The organism is Secundilactobacillus yichangensis (assembly GCF_016861565.1).
Lineage (GTDB): Bacteria > Bacillota > Bacilli > Lactobacillales > Lactobacillaceae > Secundilactobacillus > Secundilactobacillus yichangensis.
Genome location: NZ_BOLK01000002.1, coordinates 198,580 through 215,870, shown reverse-complemented (window position 1 = coordinate 215,870; position 17,291 = coordinate 198,580). Strand labels below are relative to the sequence as shown.

At 44.6% G+C, this 17,291-nt stretch carries 14 protein-coding genes; all 14 read left to right on the top strand.

From position 1 onward, the window contains the following. Positions 1–9 precede the first annotated feature (9 nt). Entirely contained in the window at positions 10–2,526 is a 2,517-nt protein-coding gene (gene recD2 / locus JUE95_RS02910; RefSeq protein ID WP_203649067.1) for an SF1B family DNA helicase RecD2, read from the top strand. Positions 2,527–2,585: 59 nt separating this feature from the next. Beyond that, a complete protein-coding gene (locus JUE95_RS02905; protein ID WP_203649066.1) occupies positions 2,586–3,548 on the top strand; it encodes a ribose-phosphate diphosphokinase in 963 nt (320 codons plus the stop codon). A gap of 99 nt (positions 3,549–3,647) precedes the next feature. Then, positions 3,648–5,291, top strand: a complete 1,644-nt coding sequence (locus tag JUE95_RS02900; protein ID WP_203649064.1) for a peptide ABC transporter substrate-binding protein — start codon at positions 3,648–3,650, stop codon at positions 5,289–5,291. Positions 5,292–5,570: 279 nt separating this feature from the next. Beyond that, positions 5,571–6,476 (top strand): N-acetylmuramic acid 6-phosphate etherase, encoded by a 906-nt coding sequence (gene murQ / locus JUE95_RS02895; RefSeq protein ID WP_203649063.1) that lies wholly within the window; start codon positions 5,571–5,573, stop codon positions 6,474–6,476. 121 nt (positions 6,477–6,597) lie between these two features. After that, positions 6,598–7,590: an aldo/keto reductase gene (locus JUE95_RS02890; protein WP_203649061.1), complete on the top strand. Its 993-nt coding sequence runs from the start codon at positions 6,598–6,600 to the stop codon at positions 7,588–7,590. 125 nt (positions 7,591–7,715) lie between these two features. Continuing rightward, positions 7,716–8,735 (top strand): ribose utilization transcriptional repressor RbsR, encoded by a 1,020-nt coding sequence (gene rbsR / locus JUE95_RS02885; protein ID WP_203649060.1) that lies wholly within the window; start codon positions 7,716–7,718, stop codon positions 8,733–8,735. Between the two features lie 299 nt (positions 8,736–9,034). Further along, positions 9,035–10,270 (top strand): arginine deiminase, encoded by a 1,236-nt coding sequence (gene arcA, locus JUE95_RS02880; RefSeq protein WP_203649058.1) that lies wholly within the window; start codon positions 9,035–9,037, stop codon positions 10,268–10,270. A 22-nt stretch (positions 10,271–10,292) separates the two neighbouring features. Further along, positions 10,293–11,321: an ornithine carbamoyltransferase gene (argF, locus tag JUE95_RS02875; protein WP_203649057.1), complete on the top strand. Its 1,029-nt coding sequence runs from the start codon at positions 10,293–10,295 to the stop codon at positions 11,319–11,321. 116 nt (positions 11,322–11,437) lie between these two features. Continuing rightward, a complete protein-coding gene (gene arcC, locus JUE95_RS02870) occupies positions 11,438–12,403 on the top strand; it encodes a carbamate kinase (RefSeq protein WP_203649055.1) in 966 nt (321 codons plus the stop codon). Positions 12,404–12,516: 113 nt separating this feature from the next. After that, positions 12,517–13,203 (top strand): Crp/Fnr family transcriptional regulator, encoded by a 687-nt coding sequence (locus tag JUE95_RS02865; protein WP_203649054.1) that lies wholly within the window; start codon positions 12,517–12,519, stop codon positions 13,201–13,203. Between the two features lie 53 nt (positions 13,204–13,256). Further along, positions 13,257–14,342, top strand: a complete 1,086-nt coding sequence (locus tag JUE95_RS02860; RefSeq protein WP_203649052.1) for a mandelate racemase/muconate lactonizing enzyme family protein — start codon at positions 13,257–13,259, stop codon at positions 14,340–14,342. Positions 14,343–14,356: 14 nt separating this feature from the next. Then, entirely contained in the window at positions 14,357–15,247 is an 891-nt protein-coding gene (locus JUE95_RS02855; RefSeq protein ID WP_203649051.1) for a C40 family peptidase, read from the top strand. Continuing rightward, positions 15,244–15,984, top strand: a complete 741-nt coding sequence (locus JUE95_RS02850) for a serine hydrolase (RefSeq protein ID WP_203649049.1) — start codon at positions 15,244–15,246, stop codon at positions 15,982–15,984. The genes JUE95_RS02855 and JUE95_RS02850 overlap by 4 nt, the downstream gene beginning before the upstream one ends. Positions 15,985–16,070: 86 nt before the next feature. Beyond that, positions 16,071–17,093: a DUF1002 domain-containing protein gene (locus JUE95_RS02845; protein WP_203649048.1), complete on the top strand. Its 1,023-nt coding sequence runs from the start codon at positions 16,071–16,073 to the stop codon at positions 17,091–17,093. Positions 17,094–17,291: the final 198 nt, after the last annotated feature.

Below are 17,291 nucleotides of genomic sequence, written 5' to 3'. Positions count from 1 at the left end.
ATGGACTGAATGGCCAGTGAAAATATAAATTTATTTGATGCGGATCAGCAGCCCAAGCAGTCCTATATTGTCGGTACGGTGGTCGCTACGTTTTTCGAGAGTCCCGACAGTTTTTATAAGGTACTGCTGGTGAAAGTGTCAGCAACCAACCTGAACTGGCATGGGGATGAAATTGTAGTCACCGGTAATTTTGCTGACGTTGCTGAAGAAATGCCGTACCGCTTTTTTGGTAAACTGGTAGATCACCCTAAGTATGGTCAGCAGTTTCAGGCTGATAACTATCAAAATGAAGCGCCGACAACTAAGGAAGGCATTATCCAATACCTTTCAGGAGATGATTTCCCTGGCTTGGGTAAAAAAACGGCTGAAAAAATCGTCGCCTTGCTTGGATTGACGGCAATTGATCAAATCAACCAGGATCCGTCAGTACTGGATCCGCTGAACTTAAAAGCTGAAGTCAAGCAGACTTTGATTGATAATTTGACCAGTAACAACGGCGTTGAGCAAATTATCATTGGCCTTAATGGTTACGGTTTTGGTAGCCGGCTAGCCAGCACAATTTTTGAACGGTATAAGGAAAAAACGCTGCAGGTGATTCAGGAAAATCCTTACCAGCTGGTGGAAGACATTAATGGTGTTAGTTTTAAACGTGCTGATCAGATTGCTGAACAGTTAGGGATTGGTACGCAATCCCCACAGCGGATTCGGGCAGGACTGTTACAGACGCTAGGCGAGTTGGCCATGTCAGATGGGAATACTTTTACCAGCGCTGAACCGTTGCTAAACGGGACCATTCGGCTATTACAGGAAAGCCGCAATGAATCGGTGGATCCTCAGTTGATTGCCGATCAGCTGGTGGAGCTGGGAAAGGAGCAAAAAGTTGTTGGTGAAGGTGACCGGATCTTCTTGAAGGGCCTCTATGACGCTGAGTGGCAGGCTGCTGAACACCTTAACCGAATTTCTCAGGCATCGGATTTGACTACCTTTGATGATGACGTGATTGAAAAGCAAATGCGGCTTGTTGAACGTAATTTAGGTATTACCTATGATGAGTCTCAGGAATCAGCCATTTTATCAGCGATTCAATCCCACGTGTTTTTACTGACTGGTGGGCCGGGTACCGGTAAAACGACAATTATCAACGGTATTGTTAACCTGTACGCTAAGCTGCACGAACTGTCGTTAGACATCAATCAGTATAAGGATAAGCCGTTTCCAATCCTGTTAGCTGCGCCGACTGGTCGGGCTGCTAAACGGATGAGTGAAACCACCGGGTTGCCAGCCAGCACAATTCACCGTTTGTTAGGCTTAACAGGCCGGGAAAATAACGATGATGTGACTGCTAAAGACCTAGAGGGGTCGTTGTTGATCGTGGATGAAATGTCCATGGTTGATATTTATTTATTCCGGACGTTGCTGCGGGCAATCCCGGATTCCATGCAAGTGGTTCTAGTTGGCGATAAGGATCAGCTGCCATCGGTTGGACCGGGCCAAGTATTTTTTGATTTATTAAGCAGCCACCGGATCAAAGCCATGGAGCTGAATACGATCTACCGGCAAGACGATGATTCTTCGATTATTCCCCTGGCTCACGATGTGAAAATGGGGCGGTTACCCGCTGACTTTACGCAAAACAAATCTGATCGGTCGTTCATTCGCTGCAACGCCTATCAGATGCCTTCCGTGATTGAGCAAATCGTAGGTAAGGCAAAAGAACGGGGCTTTTCAGCGGATGATTTTCAGGTACTGGCGCCAATGTATCGCGGCCCAGCAGGAGTAACTCGGTTAAATACGATTATTCAGGATATTATGAATCCGCTGAGTGACACCCGTAAAAAAGAAGTGGATTTTCGGGGTGAAAAATTTCGGATCGGTGATAAGGTATTACACTTAGTCAACAGTCCGGAAAATAACGTTTTTAACGGTGATATTGGTTCAATTGTCGGGATCACCTTTGCTAAAGCGAAGGGCAATACCGACAAAGTCGATAAACTAACCGTGGCTTTTGACCAAACCGAAGTGACCTATCCGCGAAACGAATGGGATAAGCTGACACTGGCCTACTGTACGTCGATTCATAAGGCACAAGGCAGCCAATTTAAAATGGTAATTTTGCCAATGGTAATGCAATATTCACGGATGCTGCAACGTAATCTGCTGTATACTGCCATCACCCGAGCAAAATCGACGTTGATCCTGTTAGGCGAGCAGTCGGCTTTCGAACAAAGTGTGAAACGGCAGTCGGTTAATCGTCATACGGCGTTAGTTGACCGGTTAACAGCCACTATTAGTGAGGTGCAGGAGTCAGTTGCTGACCAGCGAGCTGCTGAAAAAGCCGACCAGGAGGAACCCGTTAGTCAGTCGGTTAAAAAGGAATCAGCAGAACAGATAAAAGAGCCAGTTACTGATGAAACTCCCGCTTTGCTAAATAATGGCGTTCTGACCATGTCGCTGGTCAGCAGCGGGCAAATCGATCCTATGATCGGAATGGGAAAAGTCACGCCAAAATCCTTTACTAACAAATAGTGATAGTGTACTATTTGGTTAAGTGGTTTAGTCGATAATTTAGATTGTGGAGGAAAAACATGCCAAATCAGAGTGAAACTAAACATCCATTAAAGATGTTTGCGTTAAATTCAAACCAGCCGTTAGCAGAGAAGATTGCTTCAGCAGCTGGTGTCGAGTTGGGAAAGGCAACAGTTAAACATTTTAGCGATGGTGAAATTTCAATTACGGTGGATGAAAGTATTCGTGGCGACGACATTTTCTTGATTCAGTCGGTTTCAGATCCGGTCAATACCAATCTGATGGAGCTGCTGATCATGGTGGATGCCGTTCGTCGTGCCAGCGCCCATTCCATTACGGTAGTCATTCCTTATTACGGGTATTCCCGTGCTGACCGTAAAGCACGTTCTCGGGAACCGATTACGGCCAAGCTGATTGCATCGTTGCTAGAAGACGATGGGGTTAACCGGGTCGTTACACTTGATTTACATGCTGCTCAACTGCAGGGCTTCTTTGATATTCCCATGGATCATTTGGAAGCAACACCGCTATTGGCGGGGTATTTCATTGACCGTGGCTTAACGGATAATTTGGTGGTTGTTTCACCCGATCATGCGGGGGTTTCAAAAGCTCGCCGAATGGCGGACCTCTTGCACGCGCCGCTGGCCATTATCGATAATCGAGACCCCGATAAATCAACGACTTCTGCGGAGGCGGTGATTGGTTCTGTTAAAGGTAAAAACGCTATTTTAGTGGATGATATTATTGATACGGCTGTCCGAATCTCAATTTCAGCACAAACATTGAAGAATGCGGGTGCAAACGATATTTATGCCGTAGCTACCCACCCGGTGTTTAGTAAGAATGCCGTTACTCAAATGAAGGACTCACCATTAAAAAAGGTAATCGTCACTGATTCGATTCAGATGCCAGAATCAAAACAATTTGATAAACTGGAGATTATTTCGGTTGGCAACTTAATGGGACAAGCAATTCGGCGAATTTATTCCGAACAGAGTGTGGGGAAGCTGTTTATTCAGTAACGCTTTCATGTAATAATTGGTGCCGATAGATGACTTGTCGAAATAATGAAGTTTATTAAGGCTGGAAAAATTTCAGACTAGAGATGGAGAGTTAGCATCATGACATTAAAAAAATTCTTGGTTGGTATTGGTAGCATTGCGCTGGCATTGACGCTTGCTGCCTGCGGTTCGTCGAAGTCTAGTAACAGTGATCAGCAGATGGCAAACAAGCAGGTGCTGAATCTTAGCACTTCCGATACGATTTCAACCCTAGATAATTCAGCTGCGTCTGAATCAGTGAGTTTAACGACTCTGTATGCAACGAATGAAGGGCTTTACCGGTTAGGTAACCATTCGAAGATTGAAAACGCGTTAGCAACTAAGACGCAGGTCTCAAAGGACGGGTTAACCTATACGTTTAACCTTCGTAACAACGATAAGTGGAGTGATGGCAAACCGGTAACGGCCCAAGACTTCGTTTATTCTTGGCGGAGAACGGCTGACCCAAAGACTGCTGCTAACTACGCCTACTTGTTTAACGGGATTAAGAACTTTAGTGCCATTCAAAAGGGCAAGATGAGTCCTAAGGAATTGGGCATTGCTGCTCCAAGTAAGGACAAGCTGGTGGTGACGTTAAGCCGGCCAGTACCTTATTTCAAGCTTTTACTGGCGTTTCCAACGTTCTTCCCTGAACAGCAGTCTGCCGTTGAAAAATACGGTAAATCGTATGGTAACAACAGCCAAAACGTCTCCAACAACGGGCCGTTTAAGGCGACTGGTTGGAACGGTACGAATAATACTTGGAGTTTGAAGAAGAATCCTAATTACTGGGATAAAAAGCACGTTCATTTAAGCCAAATTAAATACCAGGTTGTCAAGAGCCCAAGTACTGGGTTGAACTTGTACAACCAAAATAAGCTTGACGTGACGCCACTGACTGGAACTCAAGTCGCTAATTACCAAAAGAGTAAGGGCTTCAAGAAGTTCGAAGGCGGCTCGATGATGTACCTGCAAATGAACCAAAAGCGAAATAAAGCACTGCAAAACGTTAAAATTCGCCAGGCACTTTCTCAAATCGTGAATAAGCAGGCACTGGCAACCAAGGTGCTGCGAGACGGTTCCACCGCGCCAAAGGGGTTCGTTTCAACCAATCTTACTCGGAATCCGAAAACGAAGGCTGATTTTGCAATGGATGCTTACGTTAAATCCGGTGTGACTTATAATGCCAGCAACGCCAAAAAGCTTTGGGCTCAAGGATTAAAAGAAACGGGTCAAAAGAAACTGACATTGACGCTTTTAAGTGATGATACTGATCAGGCGAAGACCACGACTCAGTATCTTCAAGACCAGTTTGAAAAACTGCCTGGCCTGAAAGTTAACATTGATAATGTGCCATATAAGAACCGTTTGGCCCGGTCATCCAATGGTAATTTTGACCTGGTTGTTTCAATGTGGGGCGCCGATTTTGCGGATCCAATCAACTTCTTGAGTCTGCAGGAATCCAACAATCCAACTAACAACGGTAATTGGTCGAACCGTCAATATGATAAATTGATTAATGCCTCTCAAACGACTGATGCCAATAATCAGCAACGGCGTTATGAAGACTTGGTTAATGCCGAAAAAGTCCTAATGAAGGATCAAGGTGTTATTCCGCTGTATCAGCCATCTACGACTGAACTTTGGCGGCCGAACGTCCATGGTTACGTTTGGAACCCAGCTGGAATGAGCCGCGGTTTAAAGAGTATCTACATTACTAAATAAAGATTAGATTCAGTAAAAAGCTAACTCATCGGCCCAATCAGCTGACAAGTTAGCTTTTTTGGTGTATTTCAAACCCAATAAATATATTATCGCTTACAAAGGAAATTACTTATCGTCTCCAAATTTTCAATAAAACATGAAAAAATAAGCCGACAATCGGAATTAATTTGAAATTTTCATTGAAACATGATATACCTGAATAGTAAGAAATGAAAGCGATAACAAATATAAATGGTCTTTTCCACCTCAGGAGCATTTTATGAAAATGGAGGATTTGAAATGAATTTTGAAGATTTATTAACTGAACAGCGTAATCGCCATTCGACCCATATTGACCAGGTTGATACGGATGATATGGTAGAAATCATTAACCGTGAGGATCAACGCGTTGCGCGATCAGTTCAAAAACAGCTGCCACAAATTTCGAAGGCCATTAATTTAGCGACAAAGCGGTTTGATACTGGTGGTCGACTGATTTACATTGGTGCAGGGACTTCTGGCCGATTAGGTGTTTTGGATGCCACTGAGCTGCGACCGACTTATGGATTGGAGGAATCCCAAACTTTTGGCATTATCGCTGGGGGACCAGAAGCGATGTTTCATACTTTGGAAGGCGTCGAAGATTCCACTGAAGCAGCGGAAATTGATTTGAAAAAGGTTCATTTAAATAAAAAAGACATCGTCATAGGAATTGCCGCCAGTGGTGCAACGCCTTATACGGTTGAAGCACTGCACTATGCTAAGCAGGTCGGGGCACTGGCCATTGCGGTGGCCTGTGTCATTGATAGTCCGTTGGAACATTACGCTGACGTGGCGATTTGCCCAATCGTTGGTCCAGAAGTGATTACTGGTGCTACGCTCATGAAAGCCGGGACTTCTCAAAAGATGGTTTTGAATATGGTCTCTAGTGGCATTATGATTCGTTCCGGGAAAGTTTATCAAAACCTCATGATTAATGTTATGCCGACAAATGAAAAGACGAATCGACGGGCAAAACGGATTATTGCGGCTGCAACTCAGACTTCAACCTTGGCTGCTGAAAGGGCACTGGACCGAGCCGATAATAACGTTCCCTTGGCCATCTTACTGATTGAAACCAAGGGAACAATTGCCGAAGCTAAAGCGTTACTGAAGCAATCTGGCGGGCACGTGAGTGATGCAGTTAAGCTGAGTTTGCGATCGTAAACTTGAATCTGTTAGGATTCTCAACGCTGTAGGTGGATTCACATGGTTTTCCCCTTGACCGGGTGTTATTCTCCTCTTAAAATTGATATGTACCAATCATAAGAGAAGGAGAATCATTAATATGTATGCAGCGGATGAAAATCGTTACGATGGCAGAATGCCCGTTCGCCGTGCTGGCAACAAGGGCTTGCAGTTACCTGCAGTGTCCTTTGGTATGTGGCACAGCTTCGGAGATGAAGCCAACTATTCAGACAGTGAAAAGGTAATTTTAAAGGCCTTTGATAGCGGTATTTTCAGTTTTGATCTGGCTTATAACTACGGTCCGGGTTCAGGTGCTGCAGAACGGTTATTTGGTCAAGTTTATCAGGCTAACTTAAAGCCTTACCGTGATGAACTGGTGATCACAACCAAGGCCGGTTATCACATGTGGCCGGGGCCATACGGTCAAATGAGTTCCCGCAAGACGCTGATCAATGCGCTGGATGGCAGCTTAAAGCGGATGGGCTTAGACTACGTTGACATTTATTACAGCCACCGCTTTGATCCAAACACGGATCCTGCAGAAACCGCTGAAGCACTAGACAGCATTGTGCGTTCTGGTAAAGCACTATACATTGGTATTTCAAACTACAATAATGCTCAAACCAAGGCCATAATGAAGATTTTTAAGGAATTACACACGCCGTTTGTCGTTAATCAGCTATCATACAACATGCTGAACCGAGAAGTTGAAGATGACGGGGTTTTGGATACGCTCAAGGAAAATAATCTTGGGATGGTGGCCTATGGACCCTTAGCTGAAGGCTTATTGACTAACCGGTATTTAGGCGGTATTCCAGAAGACTTCCAGATTCACTGGAGCAGTACCGATGTTATGGATCAGGGCCGGGCGAAGTTAACGGAAAAGTTGAATCAGCTTAATGAAATTGCTAAGAACCGTGACCAAACCATGGCACAAATGTCATTAGCCTGGTTACTAAAGGATCCAGTGGTTGTGAGTGTTGTTACCGGTGCTTCAAAAGTTTCTCACTTGGAGGATAATTTGAAGGCCGTTCAAAACATTCGTTTCTCAGCTGACGAAATAGAAAAAATCGATTCAATTATTAAGGGCTAATAAAATAGTTTTTCCCCCATTTCAAAGTAACTTGAAATGGGGGATTTAGTACATAGCGTTTCAGGACAACCTGAGTAAGCCGGGCAACCGCTTTAATTCAACCAGGTTGCAGTGAGGAGGACGTCGTGGCACAAAAAGTGACAATTAGGGATCTAGCCGAAGCTGCTGGGGTATCAGTAACTACTGTATCGCAAATTTTAAACGGTAAGGGTGAGCGGTTTAGCAGTGATACAAGGGATCGCGTTCTTAAATTACAGGAAAAACTAGGATACGTTCCTGATTATAACGCCCGTAATTTGATTATGGGGTCTACCCAAACCATTGGTGTTTTAGTGCCAAATTTGGCAAATCCCTTCTTCAGTATGTTTATTAAGGGAATTCAGCAAGCCTCACAAACGCATCATTTTGTACCAATTATTTTCGATGCCAATCAGAATCAGAAACTGCAGAGTATGTACATTGAAGAGCTGATTAAACGGGCTGCTAACGGTTTAATCATTGCGAGCGCGACACTCGACGCCAATGATATTGACCGGATTCTGACCCGAAATGGCATTCCATATTTGCTGTTCGATCAAAACGATGCTCAGATTGGTGACCGAGTTTGGGTCGATGATTACAAGGGCGGTCAAATGGCCGCTAATTACTTACTGTCTCGGGGTCATCGCCGAATTGCGGTGGTAGTAGGCGAAGATATTACTCACAATATTCAACAGCGAATCAGCGGCTTTCGGGCTGGTATGGCTAAGTACCGATTAACGTTACCTGATGATATGGTGGTACAGACGTCAATGACCAAACTTGGCGGGTATGACGCGACCGCTGACGTACTGGCGAAAAAGCCAACTGCCGTTTTCTGTATCAACGATGAAATGGCTATTGGCCTTTACCGCGGTGTCCAAGAACGGGGACTAAAGATTCCGAATGATCTTTCCATCATGGGTTATGACGATATTGATCTAGCTAATTTTATTACCCCTAAGTTAACTTCGATTCATCAACCCGCTTTTGAAATGGGGCAGGTTGCCACTGAGCTGCTGATCGAACGATTGAATAATCCGAGATTACCACATCAGGATAAGCAGTTACCCCTGGAACTGATGACACGGGATAGTGTAAATCACATTCAACCTGATATACAATAAAAATGTGAACTAAATATGAATTTAAATTGTTAAAAATGCGAATTACCCTTATATTAAAGCAAATATTAACGGTGATAAACATTTAATCATATTTTAATAATCTAATAATATGCAGAAAACAGTGTATATTTAAGCGATGTTAGCTTAAATTACCCGAATTTTCTGCATATTTTTTTGTCAATATGCAGATGAGGTTCAAAATGTGAAATTCTTGGCATTCTAACTGTGAAGCATTCGATGAAAGCGATTGCTATAAATTTTATGATTAAGATGTCCAAAAGAGATAGGAGGTAACTACCATGACAAAACCAATTCATGTGACATCAGAAATCGGCAAGTTAGACGTTGTAATGTTAAAACGACCAGGTGCCGAAGTTGAAAACTTTACCCCTGAAATGATGCCAAGGCTCTTGTTTGATGACATTCCTTACCTACCCATTGCTCAAAAAGAACACGATAATTTTGCAGATACCTTAAGGGATAACGGTGTTGAAGTGCTGTATCTCGAAAAGCTAGTGGTGGAAGCATTAGATGCTGGCGGATCAGATGTAAAGGCCGCCTTCCTAGACAAAATGCTGGTTGAATCCGGCTATGCAGCTGGGATGATTCACCATGTATTAAAGGATTATTTATCCAGCATGACAACCACTGAGATGATTGTTAAAATCATGGCCGGTGTACGGAAAAATGAGTTAGATTTTGTGCCGCGGGACTTAGTGAGCGCAGCGGAAGAACAAGATTACCCATTTTTCATGGACCCGATGCCTAACTTGTATTTCACCCGTGATCCGGCTGCTTCGTTAGGCGATGGCCTGAGTATCAACCACATGACTTTCCCTGCTAGGCAACGTGAATCATTCTTTATGGAAACGATTATCAACTATCATCCAAGGTTTGCTAACCAGGGCCTGCACGTTTGGCGTGACCGTGATCAGCCAGGCAGAATTGAAGGTGGCGATGAGTTAGTCCTTAGCGATACCGTCATCGCTATTGGGGTATCGGAACGGACATCGGCTCACGCGATTGAAGATATTGCCCGCAGATTATTCGAACACAAGAGCGGCTTTGAAAAAGTGCTGGCAATTCGGATTCCGCATAATCACGCGATGATGCACTTAGACACGGTTTTCACAATGATTAATCACGATCAATTTACGGTTCATCCGGGAATTTTGGGTGAGGGCGGTCAAATTGATACGTGGACCATTACTGAAGATAAAGACGGTGAACTGCACGTTGACCATCATCTAGATTTAAAACAAGTCTTGAAAGACGTTCTTAACCTTGATGAAATCGATTTAATTCCGACTGGTGGTGGTGATCCATTGATTGCTGACCGTGAACAGTGGAATGACGGTTCTAACACATTGGCAATTGCACCAGGCGTTGTAGTCACCTATAATAGAAATTACGTATCAAATCAGGTACTTCGTGACCATGGGCTCAAAGTTCTGGAAGTTCTCTCAAGCGAGCTTTCACGTGGACGTGGTGGTCCAAGATGCATGAGTATGCCGCTGGTACGAGAAGATCTATAACCTAAAAAAAGGAGCTATTACTATGACAGACTTTAAAAATAGCGTTTTTCAAGGACGGTCAGTGCTGGCCGAAAAAGATTTTAGTGCCGCTGAATTAAATTATTTAGTTGATTTTGGACTGCATTTGAAAGCCCTTAAAAAAGCGGGCATTCCGCATCATTACCTAGAAGGTAAGAACATTGCGTTACTATTTGAAAAGAATTCGACCCGGACTCGTTCAGCTTTTACCACTGCAGCGATTGACCTTGGTGCCCACCCAGAATTTTTAGGGGCCAACGACATTCAGCTAGGTAAAAAAGAATCGGTTGAAGACACAGCTAAGGTACTTGGCAGCATGTTTGACGGCATCGAATTCCGGGGCTTCAGCCAGCACGTGGTTGAACAGTTAGCTGAATTTTCAGGGGTTCCCGTTTGGAACGGTTTAACTGATGAATGGCACCCAACTCAGATGCTGGCTGACTTCATGACGGTGAAGGAAAACTTTGGTCACCTGAAGGGCTTGACGTTGACTTATATGGGTGACGGTCGTAACAACATGGCTAATTCCTTACTCGTTACCGGAGCAATCCTCGGAGTAAATGTTCACATCGTGGCACCGAATGAATTACATCCAGAGCAGGAGATTCAGGACATCGCCAATGGTTTTGCCAAGGATTCAGGCGCTAAGCTACTGATCACTGATGATCTTGATGAAGGCTTGAAGGGCTCAAATATCGTTTACACGGACGTTTGGGTATCCATGGGTGAGAATAACTGGCAGGAACGGATTAATCTGCTGAAGCCATATCAAGTGAACATGGCAGCGTTGAAGAAGACGGGTACACCTGATGATCAATTGATCGTGATGCACTGTCTGCCAGCATTCCATGATACAACCACTGATTACGGTAAAGAGATTGAAGAAAAGTACGGTTTGACTGAAATGGAAATTACGGATGAAGTCTTCCGCAGCAAGTATGCGCGTCAGTTTGAAGAAGCTGAAAACCGGATGCACTCCATCAAGGCCATGATGGCCGCAACCTTGGGTAACTTGTTTATTCCAACGGTTTAAACTAAACAGGTTTAATTGAACGACTAAATAGGGGGGCTTGGCAGAACGGGTAGTGCTGTTTTGCTGAGCGCCCCTTTTATTATTAACAGGCACTTCTACAGAGAGGATGATTTCCCATGACAGGACGAAAAATTGTGGTCGCACTGGGTGGCAATGCCATTTTAGCTACCGATGCCAGCGCAGCAGCGCAACAACGCGCCTTAAGAGAAACCGCCAAGTACCTGGTTAAGTTTATTCAGCAGGGTGATTCGCTGATTATTTCTCATGGTAACGGCCCTCAGGTTGGCAATATTTTATTGCAGCAGGCAGCGGGCAGTACTCCAGATAATCCAGAAATGCCGATTGATACAGCTGTGGCTATGACTCAAGGCAGCATTGGCTATTGGTTACAAAACGCAATGGCCGCAGAGCTAGCAGCCCTGGGGTTGGAAATGGACGTTGCAACGGTGGTCACGCAAGTGGTAGTCGATGAAAATGATCCGGCTTTTGAGGCACCGACTAAACCAATCGGTCCGTTTTATAACCAGGAAGAAATCAGTGTTATTCAGGCTGCTAATCCTGCGTTTCACTTTGTCGAGGATGCCGGTCGTGGTTATCGGCGGGTAGTCCCTTCACCCCGGCCAATTGACGTAATTGAAGCCGGTGCCGTGAACCACTTAGTCAATGCTGGGGTGATCCCAATCGCCGCTGGTGGAGGCGGAATTCCGGTAGTTCGTCACGGTCACGGGCTGGTTGGCTGCGAGGCGGTGATCGATAAAGATTTCGCGTCAGAAAAACTAGCCGAACGGGTGGGCGCTGACCAACTGATCATTTTAACGGCGGTAGATCACGTATACGTCAACTTCAATACGCCGCAGCAGGAACAGTTAACTTCAATTTCGGTAGCTGAGCTTCAGCACCATATTGCTGATGGCCAGTTTGCGGCAGGCAGCATGTTGCCAAAGGTTGAAGCAGCGATTGAATTTGTCACTCACCGACCAGAGGGACAAGCCGTGATTACGTCGTTAAGCAACCTCGGTCAATTTATTGAAAACGGCTCAGGAACGGTCGTTTCAACGGTTAGTGCAGAATCAAATGTTTAGTGTATAAATGATAAAGGCGGTCCTGTTTGGCAGGGCTGTCTTTTTTCAGTTCAAACTTAAATTTAAATCCATTTGGCGTATAATAATAGCCAGATAAGAAAGGGGCCTGTTTCATGCTGCAGTCGGATGATACGTACCGTCATTATTTACGTCAACTGCCTGAGTTTTGCGATTTTACTGGGGATGAGTTTGCCAAATTAACCCATGATTTAAGCGTTAAAACCTATCCAAAGGGTCAGGTACTATTTGACCATGGCGATCCGCGACAACGCTTTTATTACGTGATCAAGGGTGTGGTTCGGCTGGAGCGGCAAGATGAAACGGGTAATTTTTCGTTCATTAACTACGTGAAGGCAATCAAGGGCTTTCCGTATCGGGGGCTTTATACCGATGAGGATTATCCTTACACAGCAACGGCACTAACGGAGATTACAATTGCCTCTGTGCCCATGGCCAGTTTTGAAGCAATCGTTTTCTTAAATCCGTTGGTGAGTCGACAGGTGATCAGTTCAATGAGTCAGCTGCTGGATCGGATGGAAAATCGGCTGCAAAAATTAGTTACTTCCAGTGCTTCTGGCCGGGTGGTTCAAGCAATCAGTATTTTTGGTACTGATATGGGTGAAAAAACACCTGAAGGCGATATTTTGATTCCGTACCCAATTACGTTGATTGAACTAGCACGGTTGAGCGGTACGACTCGTGAAACGGCCGGCCAGGTCGTGGCTAAGTTAGAAGTTGCCGGTAAACTGACTTATAATAAAAAGCACTTTCGGTTTGATCCAAATGATTTGAAGATTTAAAGCGGATTAATCAAAGTTAAAATTATCTTAATTGAAAAGCTGGGGGCTATTTGATGTCATTAACTATAAAAAGTATTGAAACATTTCCAATTGCTGTACCGCTGAAATTACCGTTTAAAACGGCTTTGCGAACCGTGACCACGGCCAGTAGTTTACTAGTGAGATTGACCGATTCGGATGGCTTCACCGGTTTAGGCGAAGCGGCACCAACCGCACCCATTACTGGGGATACTTCGGCCAGTATTAAGTACGCTGTGGAACAGGTAATTGCACCCAAACTGATTGGAGCTTCTTTAAGTCAGCCAGAACGGGTAAAACAGATTATTGATACGGCATTGGTTGGTAATCACAGCCCAAAGGCAGCGGTGAATATCGCGGTTAACGATCTGCTGGCAAAGCACTATGGGGTGCCGCTATCAGAGCTATTAGGCGGTTATCGCCAAACTGTTGCTACTGATTACACGGTAAGCGTGGGAACTGCTGAAGAGATGGTCAAGCACGCTGAACGGTTGGTGGCTGAGGGCTTTGATACCCTAAAGGTTAAGGTCGGCAGTCAGTCACCATTCGAAGATTTGAAGCAGGTTCGTGCGATTCGCCAAGCGGTTGGTCCTGACATTAAGATTCGGTTGGATGCCAATCAGGGCTGGCGGAAGAAACAGGCGGCTAAAATGATCAACCAAATGGCTGAAGAAGGGCTGGACATTGAACTGGTTGAGCAGCCGGTTCCAGCCGACGATTTTGAAGGACTGGCCTATGTAACGGCCAACACGGATACGCCGATTATGGCCGATGAAAGCATCTTTTCAGTGAAGGATGCGTTAAGACTACTAAAAATGGATGGTTGTGATATTATTAATCTCAAGCTAATGAAGGCGGGCGGTATTGATAACGCCTTAAAGATTAATACTATTGCGGAGTCCTTTGGGGTGCCTTGCATGGTCGGCAGTATGATTGAATCGCAGGTTTCCGTAACGGCAGCAGCAGAAATGGCGGCCGCCAAATCTAACATTAAATACTATGATTTAGATGCAGCAATGATGTTTAAAACCCAGCCAGCTACGGGTGGTATTACGCATGAAGGTGCGCGGATCACCATTCCTAACGACGTTGGTTTAGGTGTTGATTTTCAGGCAAAGTAAGTGGGGGTGAGCGGATGGAAAAAAGACGTGTTATTGTACCTGTTGCAACGCTGTGGACCAGTCCCAAGGCGCCACGAGACATTGATCGATTAGCGCTGGATGGCGATACCAAGCAGTGGGTGGCCAGTATGACCACAGAACAGACTATCGATTTATGCGATGCTAAGCGGCTGGAGACGCAGGCAACCTTTAATGATGAAGTCATTATTGACAGCACGGAAGGTGATTGGTCTAAAGTGTCCCTCACCAGTCAGGATGACGATGCTGACCAAAGGGGATATGTTGGCTGGCTGCCAACGAAATTGCTGTCGGCTTCAGAAGTAACTGATGCAAACGGGAGCAATACTGTTCATATCACGGTACCGTTCACGACACTGTATGATCAGCAACGTCAGCCAATGCTTGAGCTGGTCATGGGTACTGAGTTAACCAAATTGGGTGAAGAAGGCGACTTGATACGAGTTGCAACACCGCTGGGTGAAGGCTACATTTCAGGTAAAAGCACGTTGATTGATGTTGAAGGTGCTACGGCCGGTGAGCAAATGGTTGCTATGGCGCGGCAATTTTTGGGCTTACGTTACTTGTGGGCGGGTATTTCACCATACGGATTCGACTGTTCAGGCTTAATGTATACGTTGCATCGCGTGATGGGTTATCGCATTCCGAGAGACGCTGATGATCAGCGAAACAATGGTCAACCAGTGAAACTGGAAAACCTTCAGCCTGGTGATTTGCTGTTCTTCGCGTACGAGCACGGCAAGGGTTTCGTTCATCACGTTGGCATGTATATCGGTAATGGCCGAATGATCCAATCACGAACACCTGGTAAGCAGGTGGATATTGCCAGCTTAACTGAGATGCGATATGCGCCAGAATTCGTCGCTGCAAGAAGGTATTGGCAATGAGTATTCAAACCAAGTTAGACGAGTTGATTGCACCGTACAAAAATTCAGCCAGTATTTATATGTATGATACAGATAAGCTATTTTACAGCCACCAAGAGCATAAACAAGTTCCAGCAGCTTCGCTGATTAAACTGGCAATTTTAGCTACTCAATTAGAGCGTCACGAAGATTTGAATCAAACAATTAATATTTCAAACACTCCGGTTGTTGACGGCGCAGGGGTTTTAAAATTAATGGGCCAGTCGCAGTGGACGCTCAATGCTCTTTTGGGATTAATGATCACTGTTTCTGATAATTACGCTGCTAATGTGATGATCGACCACTTATCCATGACAGCTGTAAATCAATGGCTGGGTGAAAACGGTTATGCAGACACGAAACTTCAGCGTCGTTTAATGGATACTGAAGCCAAGGCTCAAGGCCGTGAAAACCTGATTTCTGCAGATAATGCGTTACGGCTTTTCAGATTTTTAATGGAGCAGTATCCGCAGACTCAAACCTGGTTTTTAAACCAGCAATTTCGGGGTAAACTTCCTTTAATGATGGATGAAACTGCCACGGATGTCAGAATCTACAATAAAACCGGCGAAGGGCCATTAATCGACCATGACGTTGCACGGTTCTCTAAGAATGGTCATTTTATTGACGTTGCCATACTTACTTGGGGGATTACGGATCGATTAGCTGTGATATCACTGATGGCGCAGATTGGCCAGTTGATTTATCGCTCATTATGAATTTGTTAAAAGGGCTGAAGAAGTGTTCAGCCTTTTTATTTGTCGTGATACACTAAAGTAAACCTATATGAAACGAGGATTTCATTATGAAGAAAGTAGTTCGTATTAGTCTCATAAGTGGGGCGTTGTTACTACTATTGGGTGCCAGTGTGCCAGCTCGGGCACTTGCTGATAACACTAATGACGTGACGTCAACTTCTGATTCAGCTAATGCATCGTCTGGACAGGCCGTTCAGACTAAGGCATTGTCAAAACCATACGTTGTTTATGGCTCAGGCTTGGCTTCTGAAGACAAGGATGCCGTTTCAAAGGCTCTGGGCGTCCAATCTAACTATCAAAGCTTGACTGTGACCGGTTCGGATTACGCGACTTACATTAATTCAGCGGGAACCAGTGATGCCAGCATGATCAGTTCAGTGTCGCTGGCCCCAGCTGATCCGGGTACCGGAGTTAAGGTAAACATTGCTGATTTTAACGGCCAGAACAACATTACTCAGGTTACCTCGCAGCAATATGCCATGGTAGCAACGATGGCCGGGGTTAAAGATGTTATTATTACGGTTACGGCTGATAAAACGGTTTCTGGAGAATCAGCCTTAACGGGAGTATACAAGGCTTTGGCTGCTGATGGGTTGACGTTAAACCAGCAGAACACGCAAGCTGCCAATGGCATTATGGATGCTACTCAACCAGCAATTAATCAAAATCAAGGCGATAAGAAGTATCCTGGTAAGCTGATGGCAGCGGTTGGGAGCGTATCGTCTGACTTGGCCAAGAAGCGTCAACAGGATAATCAGTACGCTACCAAAGATGAAATTAGGCAAATGTTGGATAATGCGTTAGCCAAACAGGGTATTCAGTCTCAAACATCCACGACGGTCATCAACAACATTGTTATAGCATTAGGCAACGTTCAAAAGGCACCGGTTTCCGGAACGTCTAGTTACGTTGATAATGCAAAACAAGTTGCAAGTAACATTAGTAATTCGGTAGGTAACAAAATGGCGCAATTAAAGGATTTTGCCAGTAATGCGGATACCAGCGGTATTATGGGAACTTTAAGCCGAATTTGGCAGTCAATTGTCGATTTCTTTAACAATTTGTTCTAAAATTGGCCCATTTGTTAAGCAAAAAGTAATTGAATAATCATTAAAAGACTAACTAGTTGCCAAGGTTAATGAAAACAGCAACTAGTTTTTTTGTATGCTACAAAGTCCGCTGAACAGCGTAATGATGGGATCATGCAAAGATGAAAATAATTTTAAAAATTGTTAATCGCAAGAAAATCTTAAACTTTTTTGCTGAAT